Origin of the sequence: Streptomyces sp. NRRL S-495 (assembly GCF_000966955.1) — a bacterium.
Classification (GTDB): Bacteria; Actinomycetota; Actinomycetes; order Streptomycetales; family Streptomycetaceae; genus Kitasatospora; species Kitasatospora purpeofusca.
Genome location: NZ_JZWY01000202.1, coordinates 1 through 15,190 on the forward strand (window position 1 = coordinate 1; position 15,190 = coordinate 15,190).

Genomic DNA, 15,190 nt, shown 5'->3' on the forward strand with positions numbered 1-15,190 from the left:
TCGAGGCGCCCTGGGACGCGGTGCCGCTCTCCGCGTTCTTGCTGATCGCGCGGAGCACGCCCTTGAGGTCGACGGCGCCGTGGTCGTAGAAGCGGGCGTCCTCGATGTCGACCTGCGCCTGCCGCATGTAGGGGGACATCTGGTCGGCGGTGAGGACGGTGCGGTCGCGCTCGTAGACCTTGGCGATCAGCCCGCCCTTGGCGTCGAAGATCTGGGTCGCCTGGGTGAGCGGCGGCGTCTTGAAGTCGTCCGGGATGTTGGAGAAGCCCTCCGCCGTGTTCTTGGCGGTCAGGCCGAGCGCGCCGACGGCGGGCAGGGCCATGCCCGCCAGCAGTACTCCGGACAGCACGCTGACCCCCAGGAACTTCACTCCGTGTCCCGCATAGTCGAGCGGTGACCCGCGGCGCTTGCCGCGCGGAGCTCCGGTGTTGCCTGGGGGCTGGGGTGCCTGGGGGCGCTTCGGTGCCATGGGGAGAACCCTACGTTGCCGAATGCCGCACACCGGGGCAGGTGTTCGCCTAGGCTTGTCACAAGCTTGCGACAGCTTCGCTGCGTCAGCAGCGATCACTCTTGTGAGTGATGAGAATTGCCCGAATTGTCTACCTTCGGGGCGTTTTTGAGGCAGCTGTTGGCGGCTGCACCCCTGTGTCCGGTAGCACTGTGTGACGGCCCGCGTGGCGAGAGTGGTGAACGCGGCCCTGGCAATGCTTGCGACCTGCGATCACTCCAACGAGTGAGCTGATCGCCACCCATAGTCCAATTGGGTCATTCGAGATTGAGCCCGAAGGGGCTGTTGCAAGCTGTCGTTCTTCCGTAACGTCCTCAACTGGCAACGGTGAATATGCCGTTGCCGCCGTGGGGGAGCCTCGATTCGGGAGAGGACGGCGCCGGCATGGGCTGGGTAGACGACTGGAGTGCGCAGGCCGCCTGCCGCACGAGTGATCCGGACGAACTGTTCGTCCAGGGGGCGGCGCAGAATCGCGCCAAGGCGGTGTGCAGCGGGTGCCCCGTGCGCACGGAGTGCCTGGCCGACGCGCTGGACAACCGGGTGGAGTTCGGGGTCTGGGGCGGGATGACCGAGCGCGAGCGCCGGGCGCTGCTGCGCCGTCGGCCGACCGTGATCTCGTGGCGGCGGCTGCTGGAGACGGCCCGCACCGAGTACGAGACTTCGCTGGCCACCGGCGTGATACTGACGGACTACGCCCAGGCGGGCTGAGTCACCGCCGTACGGGCTTCGGCCGTGCGGATCACAGAGCTGCGGAGCACAGCTACGGAGCACAGTTGGGGCGCACGTCCCGGGTCGGGGGGCTCGGGTTCGGAGGTCCGGGTCGACAGCCCGGACCAGCGCGACGACCTGGACCGGACCCGCTCGTGGGTCCGGCCGGACGGGTTCGGTCCGCCGAGCCGCCTGGTGTCAGTCCGTGGATCCGCTGAGCCGCTCGCCGATGGTCCGCAGTCCTTCCAGGTCATGGACGTCCCCGGGCAGCGCGGCCACCTCGATGATCGGCACGTCCGGGTACACCGAGACGAAGCGGTCACGGGTCCGCCGCTCGCGCACCATCACCTGCATCCGCTCGGCGTGCAGCCGCAGCAGCCCGGCCGCCAGCAGCTCGGCGTCCGGCGAGACCTGCTCGGAACCGTTCTCCTCCAGTGCCTCGGCCGCGGCCAGCGCCCGCTCGGCGGTGAGCTGCGGGGCGCCGGTCCCGTGCACCCGGTTGAGCACCAGCCCGGCCAGCGGCATCCGGTCGGCGGCCAGCCGGTCCACGAAGTACGCCGCCTCGCGCAGCGCGTCCCGCTCCGGGGCGGCCACCACCAGGAACGCCGTGCCCGGCGCCTGGAGCAGCTGGTAGGTGCGGTCCGCCCGCTCCCGGAAGCCGCCGAACATCGAGTCGGTCGCGCTGACGAAGGTCTGGACGTCCGTCAGCAGCTGGGCGCCGAAGATCTTCCCGAGAGTGCCGGTGAGCAGGCCCATCCCGGCGTTCAGGAACTTCATCGCGGACCGCCCGCCGACCTTGGCCGGCGCGGTCAGGATCCGGATCACCTTGCCGTCGAGGAAGGACCCGAGCCGGTTCGGAGCGTCCAGGAAGTCCAGCGCGGACCGGGACGGCGGGGTGTCGACGACGATGAGGTCCCACTCCTCGGCCGCCCGCAGCTGGCCGAGCTTCTCCATCGCCATGTACTCCTGCGTGCCCGCGAAGCCGGCCGACAGGGACTGGTAGAAGGGGTTCTCCATGATCGCGCGAGCCCGCTCGGGGTCGGCGTGGGCCAGCACGACCTCGTCGAAGGTCCGCTTCATGTCGAGCATCATGGCCTGCAGCTCGCCGTCGCCGGTCACGCCCTTGACGATCCGCGGGGTGTTGTCGAGCTCGGTCAGACCCATCGACTGCGCCAGCCGCCGGGCCGGGTCGATGGTCAGGACGACGACCTTGCGGCCGCGCTCGGCGGCCCGCAGGCCGATCGCCGCCGCGGTGGTGGTCTTGCCGACGCCGCCGGAGCCGCAGCAGACGATGATCCGGGTCTTCGGGTTGTCGATCAGCTCGTCCACGGCGAGCCGGCTGCCGCCGACGCCCGCGCCGTCCTGTCCGGTGGTGCCGGTCCGCCCGCTCACGCTGCCCCCTGACGCTTCAGTTCGCCCGCCAGCCGGTAGAGCGTGCCGAGGTCCACACCCTCGCCCAGCAGTGGAAGTTCGTACGTCGGGAGCTTCAGGTGCTGCAGGTCGGCGCGCCGGGCGCGCTCCAGTTCCACCCGCTCGGCGTGCTCCCTGGCCTGTGCCAGCAGTGGATCGAGCAGCGGTTCGACCGCCGCCCGGACGGTCTCCGGCTTGCGCGAGCGGCCCCCGAGGCCCGCCTCGCCGAGGGCCAGCGCGACCTCCTCGCGGTGGTCGCCGTCGACCGCGGCCACCGCGGCCGCGTCCAGCAGCGGCGGCCGGACCATGTTGACCAGCACCCCGCCCACCGGCAGACCGGCCTCGCGCAGCTCGGCGATGCCGTCGACGGTCTCCTGGACCGGCATCTCCTCCAGCAGGGTGACCAGGTGCACGGCGGTCTCCGGCGACTTCAGCACCCGCATCACGGCCTGCGCCTGGCTGTGGATCGGCCCTATCCGGGCCAGCCCGGCCACCTCGGAGTTGACGTTCAGGAACCGGGTGATCCGGCCGGTCGGCGGTGCGTCCATCACGACCGCGTCATAGGTCCGCCGTCCGTCCGGGCCCTTGCGGCGGGCCGCCTCGCAGGCCTTGCCGGTCAGCAGCACGTCCCGGACGCCGGGGGCGATGGTGGTCGCGAAGTCGACGAACCCGACCTTCTGCAGCGCCTTCCCGGCCCGGCCGAGCTTGTAGAACATGTCGAGGTATTCGAGCAGGGCCTGCTCGGTGTCGATGGCGAGCGCGTGCAGCTCACCGCTCGGCGAGCCGCCGGCCGCGCCGCCCACTGAGCCGCTCCCCGAACCGCCTGCCGATCCGCTCGCCGGCAGGCCCAGCTGGGCCGGGGTGACCGTGGCGATCCGGCGCTCCTCGTAGGGGAGTGCCGCTATGCCGAACAGCTCGGCGATGCCCTGCCGGCCCTCCACCTCGATCAGCAGGGTCCGGCGTCCCTCCGCGGCGAGCGCCAGTGCCAGCGCCGCGGCCACGGTGGTTTTCCCGGTCCCGCCCTTGCCGCTGACCACGTGCAGCCGTACGCCCTCCCAGTCGGGATCGCGCCGGGCCGCCTGGCCGGGGGTGCGTGCCACGCTCCGTCTCCGTCCGTCTCCGAGGGCCGGCACCACGCAGGTGCCCTCCCGCGAGGGTAACCAGGGACCGCACCGGATGCCGGGACTACCCGGGGCGCCGGACCCGAATCATGCCCGCTTTGTGGGCCACCTCACACGCATGAGCGCGCCCGGACGCGGACCGGGGCCGATCGCCGGGACGGAACGTCTAGAGTCTGGCCATGACCAAGTGGGAATACATGACGGCACCTCTGCTGGTGCACGCCACCAAGCAGATCCTGGACAACTTCGGCCACGACGGCTGGGAGCTCGTCCAGGTCGTACCGGGTCCGAACCCGGAGCAGCTGGTGGCCTACTTCAAGCGGGAGAAGCAGGCATGAGCAAGGTCGAGGAGAAGCTGGCCGAACTGGGTCTGACCCTGCCGCCGGTGGCCGCCCCGGTCGCCGCCTACGTGCCCGCGCTGCGTACCGGTGACTTCGTCTTCACCTCCGGCCAGCTGCCGATGGTGGCGGGCAAGCTCCCGAGCACCGGCAAGGTCGGCGCCGAGGTCACCCCGGAGGAGGCCAAGGAGCTCGCGCAGATCTGCGCGCTGAACGCCCTGGCCGCGGTCAAGTCGGTGATCGGTGACCTCGACCTGGTCGAGCAGGTCGTCAAGGTCGTCGGCTTCGTCGCCTCCGCCCCCGACTTCACCGGCCAGCCGGGCGTGATCAACGGCACGAGCGAACTGCTCGGCAAGGTGCTCGGCGACGCGGGCGTGCACGCCCGCAGCGCGGTGGGCGTCACCGTGCTGCCGCTGGACGCCCCGGTCGAGGTCGAGATCCAGGTCCGCGTCCGCGCCGGAGCCTGACCGACCGACCGCACCCGCGGCCGGACACTCCCAACGCGCTCGACACCCTCGAGCGCGCCGGACATCCTCGCGCCGGACACCCTCAACGCGACGGACACCCTCAACGCCCCGCCCGCCCCGGACCCGCACGGAGTCCGGGGCGGACGTGTGTCCGGGCGAGGACGCCCCCGCCCGCGAAGGGACGGTCCGTCGGAGACAGTCCGTCGGGGACGGTCCGCACAACGGATCACCCCTGTCCAAGCCCGCCCTCGGGCGCTTAGCATCCGGGCATGGACCAGCGAGCAACGACGCTCCCGATGCCCCCCGGCTGGCCCGCCCGGATCAGGGCGGCCGACGCCGGAGAGCTGACCCCGCCCGTGCCCAGGCAGTCCGCCACCGTGGTGCTGCTCCGGGACACCGGCACGGACGCCGGCCCGGAGGCGTACCTGCTGCGGCGGCGGACGTCGATGGCGTTCGCGGCCGGGATGTACGCCTACCCGGGCGGCGGGGTCGACCCGCGGGACGCGGAGGCCGAGCTCGGCTGGGCCGGTCCCGGCCCGCAGGAGTGGGCCGAACGGCTCGGCGTGGACGCCCGGACCGCGCAGGCCGTGGTCTGCGCCGCCGTCCGCGAGACCTTCGAGGAGGCCGGCGTCCTGCTGGCCGGTCCGGACGCCGACAGCGTCGCCGAGCCCCGGGACTGGACCGCCGAGCGCGCCGCCCTGGAGGCCCACGAGCTCTCCTTCGCCGACTTCCTGCGCGACCACGGACTGCTGCTCCGCAGCGACCTGCTGGGCGGCTGGGCCCGGTGGATCACCCCGGCCTTCGAGGAGCGCCGGTACGACACCTGGTTCTTCGTCGCCGCCCTGCCGACCGGGCAGCGTGCCGCCCGCGAGGTCGGCGAGGCGGACCGGGTCGCCTGGCTCACCCCGGACGAGGCCGTCCGAGGCTACGAGGAGGGCCGGTTCGGGATGCTGCCGCCGACCGTCACCGTGCTGCGCGAGCTGCGGCCGGTGCGCAGCGCCGCCGAGGCGCTGGGGGCGGCGGTGGACCGTTCGCTGGAGCCGGTGCTCGGCCGGGCCGAGGTGCGCGGGGAGCGTCTGACCGTCCGCTGGCCGGGGTACGACGAACTGACGATCGACGGTACGTTCCCCGAGGAACGCGCCGGCTGACCGCGACAGGCCGTTCCCGCCCCGCCGGTTCCCGTTCCGCCCTGCTCCACCTCCCGAGTAATCCTGATCCGCCCCGAGTGATCCGTACGAGAAAGGACCGACGCCCGATGACCCACAACGATGTGGCTCGCCGGACGGCACCCGAGATGCCCGCCCGCCGCCTGATCCCGCGCCGACCGGCCTGCGACTCCGTCAGCTTCACCGAGATGGCCCAGCGCGCCCTCACCCGGTCGCTGCCGCTCCGGGCGCTGCACCGCGTCACCGAGGACCGCCGGTGAGCGGACTCCTGCCGGGCGACCCCGCCGCCGGGATCGGCGGCGAGGCCACCCCCCGTGCGCTCTGCGTGCTGGCGCCGAACCCGTCCCCGATGACGCTGGACGGCACCAACACCTGGCTGCTCTCCGAGCCGGGCTCGGACCTCGCGGTGGTGATCGACCCGGGCCCGCTGCACGAGGGCCACCTGCGCCGGGTGATCGAGACCGCCGAGCAGCGGGGCAAGCGTGTGGTGCTCACCCTGCTCACCCACGGGCACGCCGACCACTCCGAGGGAGCGGCCCGGTTCGCCGAACTGACCGGCAGTGAGGTCCGCGCGCTGGACCCGGCGCACCGGCTCGGTTCGGAGGGGCTCACGGACGGGCAGCGCCTGGACGTCGGCGGCCTCGACCTGCGGGTGATCGGCACCCCCGGCCACACCTCGGACTCGCTCACCTTCCACCTGCCCGCCGATGGCGCGATCCTCACCGGCGACACCGTCCTCGGGCGGGGCACCACGATGGTCGCCCACCCGGACGGCAGGCTCGGCGACTACCTGGACTCGCTGCGGCACCTGCACGGCATGGCCGCCGAGCACGGCGTCCGGACGGTGCTGCCGGGGCACGGGCCGGTGCTCGCGGACGCGCTCGGCGCGGTGGACTACTACCTGGCCCACCGGGCCGGCCGGCTGGCCCAGGTCGAGACCGCCGTCGAGGCCGGCTGCCGGACGGCGGCCGAGGTGGTGGCACGGGTCTACGCGGACGTGGACCGCGCGCTGTGGCCGGCGGCCGAGCTGTCGGTCCTCGCGCAGCTCCAGTACCTCAGGGACCACGGGCTCATCCCGGACTGACCGGGCGCCGGGCGCCGGGCGCCGGTCCGCCGGACGTCGGACCGGACTGCCGCCCGCCGCACCGGACCCGCAGGACCCGCGCAGGACCGGTCGGACCCGCGCAGTACCGGCGAAGGGCCCGTACGCCGGAGCGTACGGGCCCTTCGCACGGGCTCGGGGAGCGCGGACTAGCGCGAGCGGCGGGAGAGCCGCTCGACGTCCATCAGCACGACCGCGCGGGCCTCCAGCTTCAGCCAGCCGCGGCCGGCGAAGTCGGCGAGCGCCTTGTTGACCGTCTCGCGGGAGGCGCCGACCAGCTGGGCCAGCTCCTCCTGGGTGAGGTCGTGGGCGACGTGGATGCCCTCGTCCGACTGCACGCCGAAGCGGCGGGAGAGGTCCAGCAGCGCCTTGGCGACGCGCCCGGGCACATCGGAGAAGACCAGGTCGGACATCACGTCGTTGGTCCGGCGCAGGCGGCGGGCGATGGCGCGCAGCAGTGCGATCGAGACCTCGGGGCGCGCGTGCAGCCAGGGCTGGAGGTCGCCGTGGCCGAGGCCCAGCAGCTTGACCTCGGTCAGCGCGCTCGCGGTGGCGGTGCGCGGGCCCGGGTCGAACAGCGACAGCTCGCCGATCATCTCGCTGGGGCCGAGGACGGCGAGCATGTTCTCGCGGCCGTCCGGCGAGGCCCGGTGCAGCTTGACCTTGCCCTCGGCGACGACGTACAGCCGGTCGCCGGGGTCGCCCTCGTGGAACAGCGACTCGCCGCGGGCGAGCGTCACCTCGGTCATGGAAGCGCGCAGCTCGCCGGCCTGTTCGTCGTCGAGTGCCGCGAAGAGTGCGGCGCGCCGCAGAACGTCGTCCACGTGCTTCCTCCTTCTCGGCCGGCCGGCCGTCAAGCCCTCCGGCACAAGTTCGTACAGTGCTCTGCATCACCAAGCATGGCGCATGTCGCTCCGATCATATGAGGAGGGGGTGTGCCGAGGTGTGCTGCGCGGGGCCATTCGTACCGCCGGAACCGCCCCGACCCCCGCCCCCGGGCGGCTCGGGGACCAGCTCGGGGACCGGTTCGGGACCGGCCCGGGACCGGCTCGGGAACCGTCCGGCGGGCGCCGGAGGCTCACCCGGCCGGGCCGTCCGCGTCCGCCGCCCAGCCGTCCGAGTCCGCCGCGAGCAGGGCGTCGGCGACGGCGGTGCGCGCGTACAGGACGGCGTGCCCGGCCCGCTGCGCGCTGGTCAGCCCGGCCGCGCGCAGGGCGGTGAGGTGCTGGGAGGTCCCTGCGGTGGAGAGCCCGGTCCGCCGGGCCAGCTCGGTGGTGGAGGCCGGCGCGTCGAGTTCGACGAGCAGCCGGGCCCGGGAGCGCCCGAGGACGGCGGCGAGCGCCTCGGCCGGGTCGGCGACCGGCCCGGACTCCCACAGGGTGGCGACGCCGCGCGCCGGATAGGCGAGCTGCGGCGGATCCGGCGGCAGCGTCCGGGTCAGCACCCGGGGCCAGGCGAACACCGAGGGCACCAGGACCAGCCCGGCTCCGGCGTCCAGCCGCTGGACCGCGCAGTGCCGCTGCTCCAGCCGCAGCGCGGCGCCGTCCCAGCGGACCGTTTCGTGGAGGTCGTCGAGGGCCTGGGCGCTGCCGCGCCCGGCGGCCTGCCGGGCCCGGTGCAGCACGTCCGCGTCCAGCAGCGCGCGGATCCGGGTCCAGTGCGGTTGCAGCGCGAACTCCCAGTACGCCTCGATGTCGGCCACCAGGAGGGGCAGCAGGCCGGCCGGGTCGCGGTGCAGGGGTTCGAGGACGGCGGGCAGCCGGCCGCCGCGTTCGGCGGCCAGGATGTCGAGATCGGCCCGCACCCGGTCGGGCGGGGTCGCGGCGATCACGGCCAGCTCCTCGGCGAGCGCGGGAGCGGCGCCGACGGGGACCGGGGTGAGGAAGTCCGGCAGGTGCCCGGCGGCCGGGACCAGCGCGGCCAGCCGCCGTACGGCGGGCCCGGTGGCCTCCGCCGACCGGCGGGCCTGGGCGGCCCAGGGCCGGTGCACGGCGGGGACGGCCCGGTGGGCCAGCACCCGGAGGCTGGTCACCACCTCCCACATGGGGGAGACGGCGAACCTGGTCCGTGCCAGATCGTCCGTCGAGAACGCGAGTTCGGTCCGCATCGGTGCCCCGCCCACTCTCCCGCTCCGGCCCAGGATTCAGCCTCAGCTTAATCACTGGAGAGCACCCGCCGACCGGCCGCAGGATGTCCACGGCGCGCAACCGCTACTCCCGCCCGGGCTCCTCCCGACACCCCTCGCCTCTCCCGCGATCCCTCCCGGAACCCCTCCCGAACCGAAAGCCGGTGACCCCGAATGTCCACCTCCTCCCCGCTCCCGCCGTCCACCCTCCGCGCGCGGGCCGAGCGGCTGAGGGCGCTGGTCGCGGACGGCGTGCTCGTCCTGCCGAACGCCTGGGACGCCGGGAGCGCCGCCGTGATCGCCTCGGCCGGCGCGGCCGCGATCGCCACCACCAGCGGCGGCGTCTCCTGGTCGCTGGGCCGGGGCGACGGCCAGCGCCTCGACCGCGCGACGGCCGTCGAGGCCGCCCGCCGGGTCGCCGCCGCCGTCGACCTGCCGGTCACGGTGGACGCCGAGGGCGGCTACGGGCCCACGCCGGCCGATGTCGCCGAGACGGTCCGGGCCCTGGTGGGGGCGGGCGCGGCCGGGGTCAACCTGGAGGACTCGGCGGCGCCCGGCGGCCCGCTGTTCGCGGTGGACGAGCAGGCCGGACGGCTGCGCGCCGCACGGTCGGCGGCGGAGGCGGCGGGTCTGCCGGAGCTGCTGGTCAACGCCCGGACGGACGTCTTCCTGTTCGGGCTGGGCGGGCTCGACGATGTGCTGGTCCGGGCCGAGGCGTACGCGGCGGCGGGCGCGGACGGCCTCTTCGTCCCCGGTCTGCTCGACCTCGACGCGCTGGCCGCGCTCTGCGCCCGCTCGCCGCTGCCGGTCAACGCGATGGCCGTGGCCGGCGGTCCGGGCGTCGCCGAACTCGCGGCCGCCGGGGTGCGCCGGATCAGCGTGGGCACCGCGCTGACCCAGTTCGCCTACACCGCCGCCCGTCGGGCGGCCGCCGAACTGCTCGGCCCCGGCACCCTGACCGAGCCGGTCGGCGCGCTCGGCTACGGCGACGTCGACGCGCTCTTCCGGGGCTGACGCGGGGCTGACGGGCCCGTCAGCCCCCGGCGCGTCCCCGCCTTCCCCGTCCTGTCCCTGCCCTTCCCCGCCCTTCCCCGCCCTTCCCCGCCGTTCCCCGTCCGTTCCCGTCCCGTCCTGGCCGATCCGCCGCAGGAGCACGGCCGTCCGGCGTAGCCTTCACGCATGGCAGAGAGCAAGGTCCGGACGACCGCGTCTGCGGGGAAGCCGGTGGGGAAGGCAGGCGGGGCGCCCAAGCCCGAATCGCGGCTGGCGATGGTGCGGCGGGCCCGGAGGATCAACCGGGAGCTGGCGGAGCTGTACCCGTACGCGCACCCGGAGCTGGACTTCGACAACCCGTTCCAACTGCTGGTGGCCACCGTGCTGTCGGCGCAGACCACCGACCTGCGGGTGAACCAGACGACGCCGGCGCTGTTCGCCAAGTACCCCTCGCCGGAGGACATGGCGGCGGCGAACCCGGCGGAGCTGGAGGAGATCATCCGGCCGACCGGGTTCTTCCGGAACAAGGCGAAGTCCCTGATCGGCCTCTCGATCGCGCTGCGCGACGAGTTCGACGGCGAGGTCCCCGGCCGGCTGGCGGACCTGGTCACCCTCCCCGGGGTCGGCCGCAAGACCGCCAACGTCGTCCTCGGCAATGCCTTCGGCGTCCCCGGGATCACCGTGGACACCCATTTCGGCCGGCTCGCCCGCCGGTTCGGGTGGACGACCGACGAGGACCCGGTGAAGGTCGAGGCGGCGGTCGCGGAGATCTTCCCGAAGTCCGAGTGGACGATGCTCTCGCACCGCGTGGTCTTCCACGGCCGGCGGATCTGCCACTCGCGGAAGCCGGCCTGCGGAGCCTGCCCGATCGCACCGCTCTGCCCCTCCTACGGCGAGGGCGAGACCGATCCCGAGAAGGCGAAGAAGCTGCTCAAGTACGAAATGGGCGGACAGCCGGGCCAGCGGCTGCGCCCGCCCGCGGACTTCCCCGGCGAGGCCGGCGCCCGCGCGGACGCCGCCGCGCACCACGGCGAGGTCGCCGACCTGGCGGTGGCCGAGTGAGCGACCGGGGGATGGTGCGGGGGGTCGAGCGGGACGGGCTGCCGACCTGGCTGGAGCCGGTCAGGGACGCCGCGGAGCGGGTGCTGCCCGAGCAGCTGAGCCGCTTCCTGCCGCCGGACGACGGCGGCCGCGCGGCCGCCGTGCTGATGCTGTTCGGCGAGGGCGCGTCCGGCCCGGACCTGCTGCTGATCGAACGGGCCCGCTCGCTGCGCTCGCACGCCGGCCAGCCCTCCTTCCCCGGTGGTTGCGCTGGACCCGGAGGACGGCGACCCGGCCGGGCCCGGTCCGGTGGCGGCGGCGCTGCGCGAGGCCTGGGAGGAGACCGGCCTGGACCCGGACGGCGTGCAGGTGTTCGCGACGCTGCCCGCGCTGTACATCCCGGTCAGCCGGTTCGTGGTGACGCCGGTGCTCGGCTGGTGGCGCGAGGAGTCGCCGGTCCGGCCGGTGGACCTGGGGGAGACCGGCGCGGTGTTCCGGGTGCCGATCGACGAGCTGACCGATCCGGTGAACCGGGCCAGGCTGCGGCACCCGTCCGGCCACATGGGGCCGGCCTTCGCGGTCGGCGGCCGGCTGGTCTGGGGCTTCACCGCCGGGGTGATCGACCGGGTGCTGCACCACAGCGGGCTGGAGCGGCCGTGGGACGCCGGCCGGATCGTCGAGCTCTCGGACGAGGCGCTGGAGCTGGTGCAGGGCGACCGCGAGCGTTCCCGGGCGCTGCTCGGCCGCGACGCCGGGGCGCGGTGAACCGGACGGCGGGCGGATTCGACCATCGCCCGCCCGGCGGGGTGGTCCGTCGTGGGAGGGTGTCCGGGTGAATGTCCTGGATGTGCTGTTGATCGCCGCCGCGATCGGATTCGCCGTGTCGGGCTACCGACAGGGCTTCGTGGTCGGCGTGCTGTCGGTCCTCGGCTTCCTGGGCGGCGGACTGCTCGCCGTCCAACTGCTGCCGCTGCTGCTCGACCACCTCAGCCCCGGGACGACCGCCTCGGTGATCGCGGTGGTGGTGGTGATCGTGCTGGCGGCGATCGGCCAGGCGATCACCACCCACTTCGGCTGGAAGCTGCGCGGCCACATCGACCGTCGCCCGGCCCGGGCACTGGACGCCGCCGGCGGCGCCGTGGTCAATGTGATCTCGATGCTGCTGGTGGCCTGGCTGATCGGCTCCGCGCTGGCCGGGACTTCCCTGCCGACCGTCTCCAAGCAGGTCCGCACCTCGGCGATCCTGGGCGGGGTCCAGGACACCCTGCCCTCCGACGCCCCCAACTGGTTCTCGGACTTCTCCAAGGTGCTCGCCCGCAACGGCTTCCCACAGGTGTTCAACCCCTTCGAGCACGAGCCGATCACCCAGGTCGACATCCCCGATCCGACGCTGGCCGGCAGCCCCGCGGTGGCGAAGGCCCGGCAGAGCCTGGTCAAGGTCGTCGGCACCGCCACCTCCTGCGGCAAGACGCTGGAGGGCAGCGGCTTCGTCTACGCCCCGCACCGGGTGATGACCAACGCCCACGTGGTCGGCGGGGTCAACGAGCCGACCGTGCAGATCGGCGGGGTCGGCCAGCTGTACGACGCGACGGTGGTCCGCTACGACTGGCAGCGCGACATCGCGATCCTCGACGTGCCCAAGCTGAACGCGCCGGCCCTCACCTTCGCCGGTGAGGCGAAGACCAATGACAACGCGATCGTGGCGGGCTTCCCGGAGAACGGCGCCTTCAACGTCCAGCCGGCCCGTATCCGGGGCCGGATCCAGGCGAACGGACCGGACATCTACCACCGCGGCCAGGTGGTCCGCGACGTCTACTCGGTGCGCTCGCTGGTGCGCCAGGGCAACAGCGGCGGGCCGCTGCTCACCCCGGACGGCCAGGTGTACGGGATGGTGTTCGCCAAGTCGCTGGACAGCGCGGACACCGGGTACGTGCTGACCGCGGCCGAGGTGCGCGAGGACGCCGAGCAGGGCAGCGTGGCCTCGGGCCGGGCGGACACCCAGGGCTGCGCGCTCTGACCCGCCTGCGCGCGCTGACCCGCTGGCCCGCTCTGACCCGTCGGCCCGCCGCCGGGCCGCCAACGGGCCGTGATCGGGTCGGCTCGTGGGGCCGGAGGCGGCGGGCGGGTCTGTAGCTCCGTGGACGTGGGCCGATCAGGTGTCGCGGCGGAGCCGGGCACCCACCCAGCGGGCGCGCCGGCCGAGGATGCGCGGGATACCGAGCCGGTCCTGCGCCGCGCGGGGGTGGCCGTCCGAACCGTCGAAGCCGCCGTCGTACCCACTGTCGTAGCCGTTGTCGTAACTGCGGTCGTACCCGCGGTTCTCCGCCCACCCGGAACGGTGGGCGGAACGCTGCGAGCTGTCGCTGTGCTGTCGGCCGCGCGGGGCGCTGCCGCGATCGGGCATCCAGGTCATACCGGAATGGATGCCCCTGGGCCGACGGGGGTAACCGCCCGTCCGGCCATCAACGTGGCCTATGCGCTTGTCATATGTACGTCACCTGAAGGGAGTTGGGACCTCGGACCCGGTTCCCCCGATCGGGTGCCGGGACCTTCTGCCCCGGTCCGGGGCCCCCACACCACCTCAGTCCTTGTGCCGGCCGATCCAGTCCAGCAGCTCGGCCGTGAACTGCTCCGGGGCCTCCTCGTGCGGGAAGTGCCCGATCCCCGGCATCAGCCGCCAGCGGTACGGCGCGGCCACGTACTCGCCGCCGCCCAGCGCGGTGTGCGACAGCAGCACCGGGTCCGCCGCCCCCTGGACGTGCAGGGTCGGCGCGGTGATCGGCTTCTTCATCCGGCGGGCGAACTGGATGCCGTCCGGCCGGGCCATCGAGCGCAGCAGCCACCGGTACGGCTCGATCGAGCAGTGCGCGGTGCTGGGGATCCGGATCGCCTCCCGGTACGCGGCCACCGCCGCGCGGTCCAGCTGGTTGCGGCCGGTCCAGGCGTCCAGGTAGCGGCCGACCAGCGCGGCGTCGTCGGCGACCAGGCGGCGCTCCGGTATCCACGGCCGCTGGAAGCCCAGGATGTGCTCGAAGGCGGCCATCTGCCGCCGGTCGGTCAGCAGCGCCCGGCGGAGGTCCCGGGGGTGCGCGGCGGAGACCACGGTCAGGCTCTGGATCACCGAGGGCCGCATCACGGCCGCGACCCAGGACAGTGTGCCGCCGGAGGCATGGCCGACCAGGTGGGCCCGGTTCTCGCCGAGGGAGCGGATCACCCCGGTGATGTCCAGCGCGAGATTGCCCGGGTCGTAGCCGCGGGGGGTGCGGTCGCTGCCGCCGATGCCGCGCAGGTCCAGGGCGACGGCCCGGTAGCCGGCCTCGGCGAGTGCGGTCAGCTGGTGGCGCCACGCCCACCAGTACTCCGGCCAGCCGTGGACCAGCAGGACCAGCGGGCCCTCGCCGAGTTCGGCGATGTGGAAGCGGGCGCCGTTGGCGGCGAGGTCGCGATGGGTCCACGGTCCGGCCTGCCGGACGTCCCAGGCGGCCGGAGGCGTGCCCTGGGCGTTGCCGCCGTCGCCGGAGGCGGTGCCGCTGTCACCGGTGACGGTGTTGCCATCACTGGAGGCGGTGTCGCCGGAACCGGCGGACGGCTGTGCGGGCACGGGCTTCTGGTCGAGCGACATACCGAGAGCGTGTCACATCCGCGCGCCGGACACGCGCCCGGCACTCGCACTCGGGCCGTTCGGGCCCGCCGAGCGCCGGCCGCGCGTCCACGACGCGGGCGCCGGGCCTACGGGATGCGGCCCAGGGCGCGGTCGATCTCTTCCTTGGTGGCGGGACGCGGCCGCGCGTTCTTCAGGACGTCGGCGGTCTTCTGCGCGCCCTCGATGGTGCGGACCGGCTTCTCGATCTTCTTGAACGAACGCAGCGCCAGCAGGCCCAGCAGTACGGCCAGCAGCAGGTACGCGCCGGCCACGACCAGGAACGACCAGCCGAGCGAGAGGCCCAGCGCGTGGATGCCGAACGCCGCGGCGGCGCTGAGCATCGGGACGGCCGCCAGGGCCACCACACCCGCGACAGCCAGCGAGACGCCGCCGGAGACACCGCGCTTGACGTCGGCGCGGATCTCGGCCTTGGCGAGCGCGATCTCGTCGTGGACCAGGGCGGACAGGTCGGCGGTGGCCGCGGCGAACAGCTGCCCCACCGAACGCTCGCCCTCATAGGGCGCCCGGCCGTTGCTGGACGGGTCTGCGGCTCCTGTGGGCATCAGCG

The 15,190-nt window shown here is 73.9% G+C and carries 17 protein-coding genes and 1 pseudogene; 10 read left to right on the plus strand and 8 right to left on the minus strand.

The window, feature by feature from the left end:
* Positions 1 to 322 (minus strand): transglycosylase domain-containing protein (locus VR45_RS12490; RefSeq protein ID WP_234325952.1); only part of this gene is annotated, 322 nt, incomplete at its 3' end.
* Between the two features lie 570 nt (positions 323 to 892).
* Here VR45_RS12490 and VR45_RS12495 point away from each other — a divergent pair.
* Positions 893 to 1,216, plus strand: a complete 324-nt coding sequence (locus tag VR45_RS12495) for a WhiB family transcriptional regulator (protein WP_037779213.1) — start codon at positions 893 to 895, stop codon at positions 1,214 to 1,216.
* Between the two features lie 198 nt (positions 1,217 to 1,414).
* Here VR45_RS12495 and VR45_RS12500 read toward each other — a convergent pair whose 3' ends face one another.
* Entirely contained in the window at positions 1,415 to 2,545 is a 1,131-nt protein-coding gene (locus VR45_RS12500; protein WP_234325953.1) for an ArsA family ATPase, read from the minus strand.
* 59 nt (positions 2,546 to 2,604) lie between these two features.
* Positions 2,605 to 3,726 carry an ArsA-related P-loop ATPase gene (locus VR45_RS12505; RefSeq protein WP_045939784.1) on the minus strand — a complete coding sequence of 374 codons (1,122 nt, stop codon included), beginning with the start codon at positions 3,724 to 3,726 and terminating at the stop codon, positions 2,605 to 2,607.
* 200 nt (positions 3,727 to 3,926) lie between these two features.
* On the opposite strand from VR45_RS12505, the gene VR45_RS47880 reads away from it, so the two are divergent.
* From VR45_RS47880 to VR45_RS12520, 5 genes are all read left to right on the plus strand, one after another.
* Entirely contained in the window at positions 3,927 to 4,085 is a 159-nt protein-coding gene (locus VR45_RS47880) for a DUF4177 domain-containing protein (RefSeq protein WP_093860985.1), read from the plus strand.
* Positions 4,082 to 4,552: a RidA family protein gene (locus tag VR45_RS12510; RefSeq protein WP_030392643.1), complete on the plus strand. Its 471-nt coding sequence runs from the start codon at positions 4,082 to 4,084 to the stop codon at positions 4,550 to 4,552. The genes VR45_RS47880 and VR45_RS12510 overlap by 4 nt, the downstream gene beginning before the upstream one ends.
* A 269-nt stretch (positions 4,553 to 4,821) precedes the next feature.
* Complete coding sequence (locus VR45_RS12515; protein ID WP_107084171.1) at positions 4,822 to 5,700, plus strand: NUDIX domain-containing protein; 879 nt, start codon at positions 4,822 to 4,824, stop codon at positions 5,698 to 5,700.
* 107 nt (positions 5,701 to 5,807) lie between these two features.
* Entirely contained in the window at positions 5,808 to 5,978 is a 171-nt protein-coding gene (locus VR45_RS46875; RefSeq protein ID WP_159394196.1) for a hypothetical protein, read from the plus strand.
* Positions 5,975 to 6,802, plus strand: coding sequence for an MBL fold metallo-hydrolase (locus tag VR45_RS12520; RefSeq protein WP_045939786.1), 828 nt, complete (start codon positions 5,975 to 5,977; stop codon positions 6,800 to 6,802). The genes VR45_RS46875 and VR45_RS12520 overlap by 4 nt, the downstream gene beginning before the upstream one ends.
* A 167-nt stretch (positions 6,803 to 6,969) precedes the next feature.
* Here the strand turns inward: VR45_RS12520 and VR45_RS12525 are convergent, their stop codons facing one another.
* Together VR45_RS12525 and VR45_RS12530 are read right to left on the minus strand one after the other, a co-directional pair.
* Positions 6,970 to 7,644, minus strand: coding sequence for a Crp/Fnr family transcriptional regulator (locus VR45_RS12525; protein ID WP_030392646.1), 675 nt, complete (start codon positions 7,642 to 7,644; stop codon positions 6,970 to 6,972).
* Between the two features lie 254 nt (positions 7,645 to 7,898).
* On the minus strand, positions 7,899 to 8,927 hold the full coding sequence (locus VR45_RS12530) for a DUF5937 family protein (protein ID WP_045939787.1): 1,029 nt from the start codon (positions 8,925 to 8,927) through the stop codon (positions 7,899 to 7,901).
* 192 nt (positions 8,928 to 9,119) lie between these two features.
* Between VR45_RS12530 and VR45_RS12535 the strand changes: the two genes are divergently transcribed.
* From VR45_RS12535 to VR45_RS12550, 4 genes and pseudogenes are all read left to right on the plus strand, one after another.
* Positions 9,120 to 9,959: an isocitrate lyase/phosphoenolpyruvate mutase family protein gene (locus VR45_RS12535; protein ID WP_045939788.1), complete on the plus strand. Its 840-nt coding sequence runs from the start codon at positions 9,120 to 9,122 to the stop codon at positions 9,957 to 9,959.
* Between the two features lie 165 nt (positions 9,960 to 10,124).
* The gene (nth, locus tag VR45_RS12540; protein ID WP_052709037.1) at positions 10,125 to 11,000 is read left to right on the plus strand and encodes an endonuclease III; all 876 of its coding nucleotides are present in this window, start codon (positions 10,125 to 10,127) and stop codon (positions 10,998 to 11,000) included.
* Between the two features lie 11 nt (positions 11,001 to 11,011).
* Positions 11,012 to 11,744 (plus strand): annotated as a pseudogene (locus VR45_RS12545) (CoA pyrophosphatase).
* A gap of 67 nt (positions 11,745 to 11,811) precedes the next feature.
* The gene (locus VR45_RS12550; protein ID WP_030392651.1) at positions 11,812 to 12,996 is read left to right on the plus strand and encodes a MarP family serine protease; all 1,185 of its coding nucleotides are present in this window, start codon (positions 11,812 to 11,814) and stop codon (positions 12,994 to 12,996) included.
* Positions 12,997 to 13,131: 135 nt separating this feature from the next.
* On the opposite strand, the gene VR45_RS12555 is transcribed toward VR45_RS12550, so the two are convergent.
* From VR45_RS12555 to VR45_RS12565, 3 genes are all read right to left on the minus strand, one after another.
* On the minus strand, positions 13,132 to 13,392 hold the full coding sequence (locus tag VR45_RS12555; RefSeq protein WP_045939790.1) for a hypothetical protein: 261 nt from the start codon (positions 13,390 to 13,392) through the stop codon (positions 13,132 to 13,134).
* Between the two features lie 168 nt (positions 13,393 to 13,560).
* Entirely contained in the window at positions 13,561 to 14,601 is a 1,041-nt protein-coding gene (locus VR45_RS12560) for an alpha/beta hydrolase (protein WP_078896460.1), read from the minus strand.
* Positions 14,602 to 14,708: 107 nt separating this feature from the next.
* A complete protein-coding gene (locus tag VR45_RS12565) occupies positions 14,709 to 15,185 on the minus strand; it encodes a phage holin family protein (RefSeq protein ID WP_045939791.1) in 477 nt (158 codons plus the stop codon).
* Between the last annotated feature and the right edge of the window lie 5 nt (positions 15,186 to 15,190).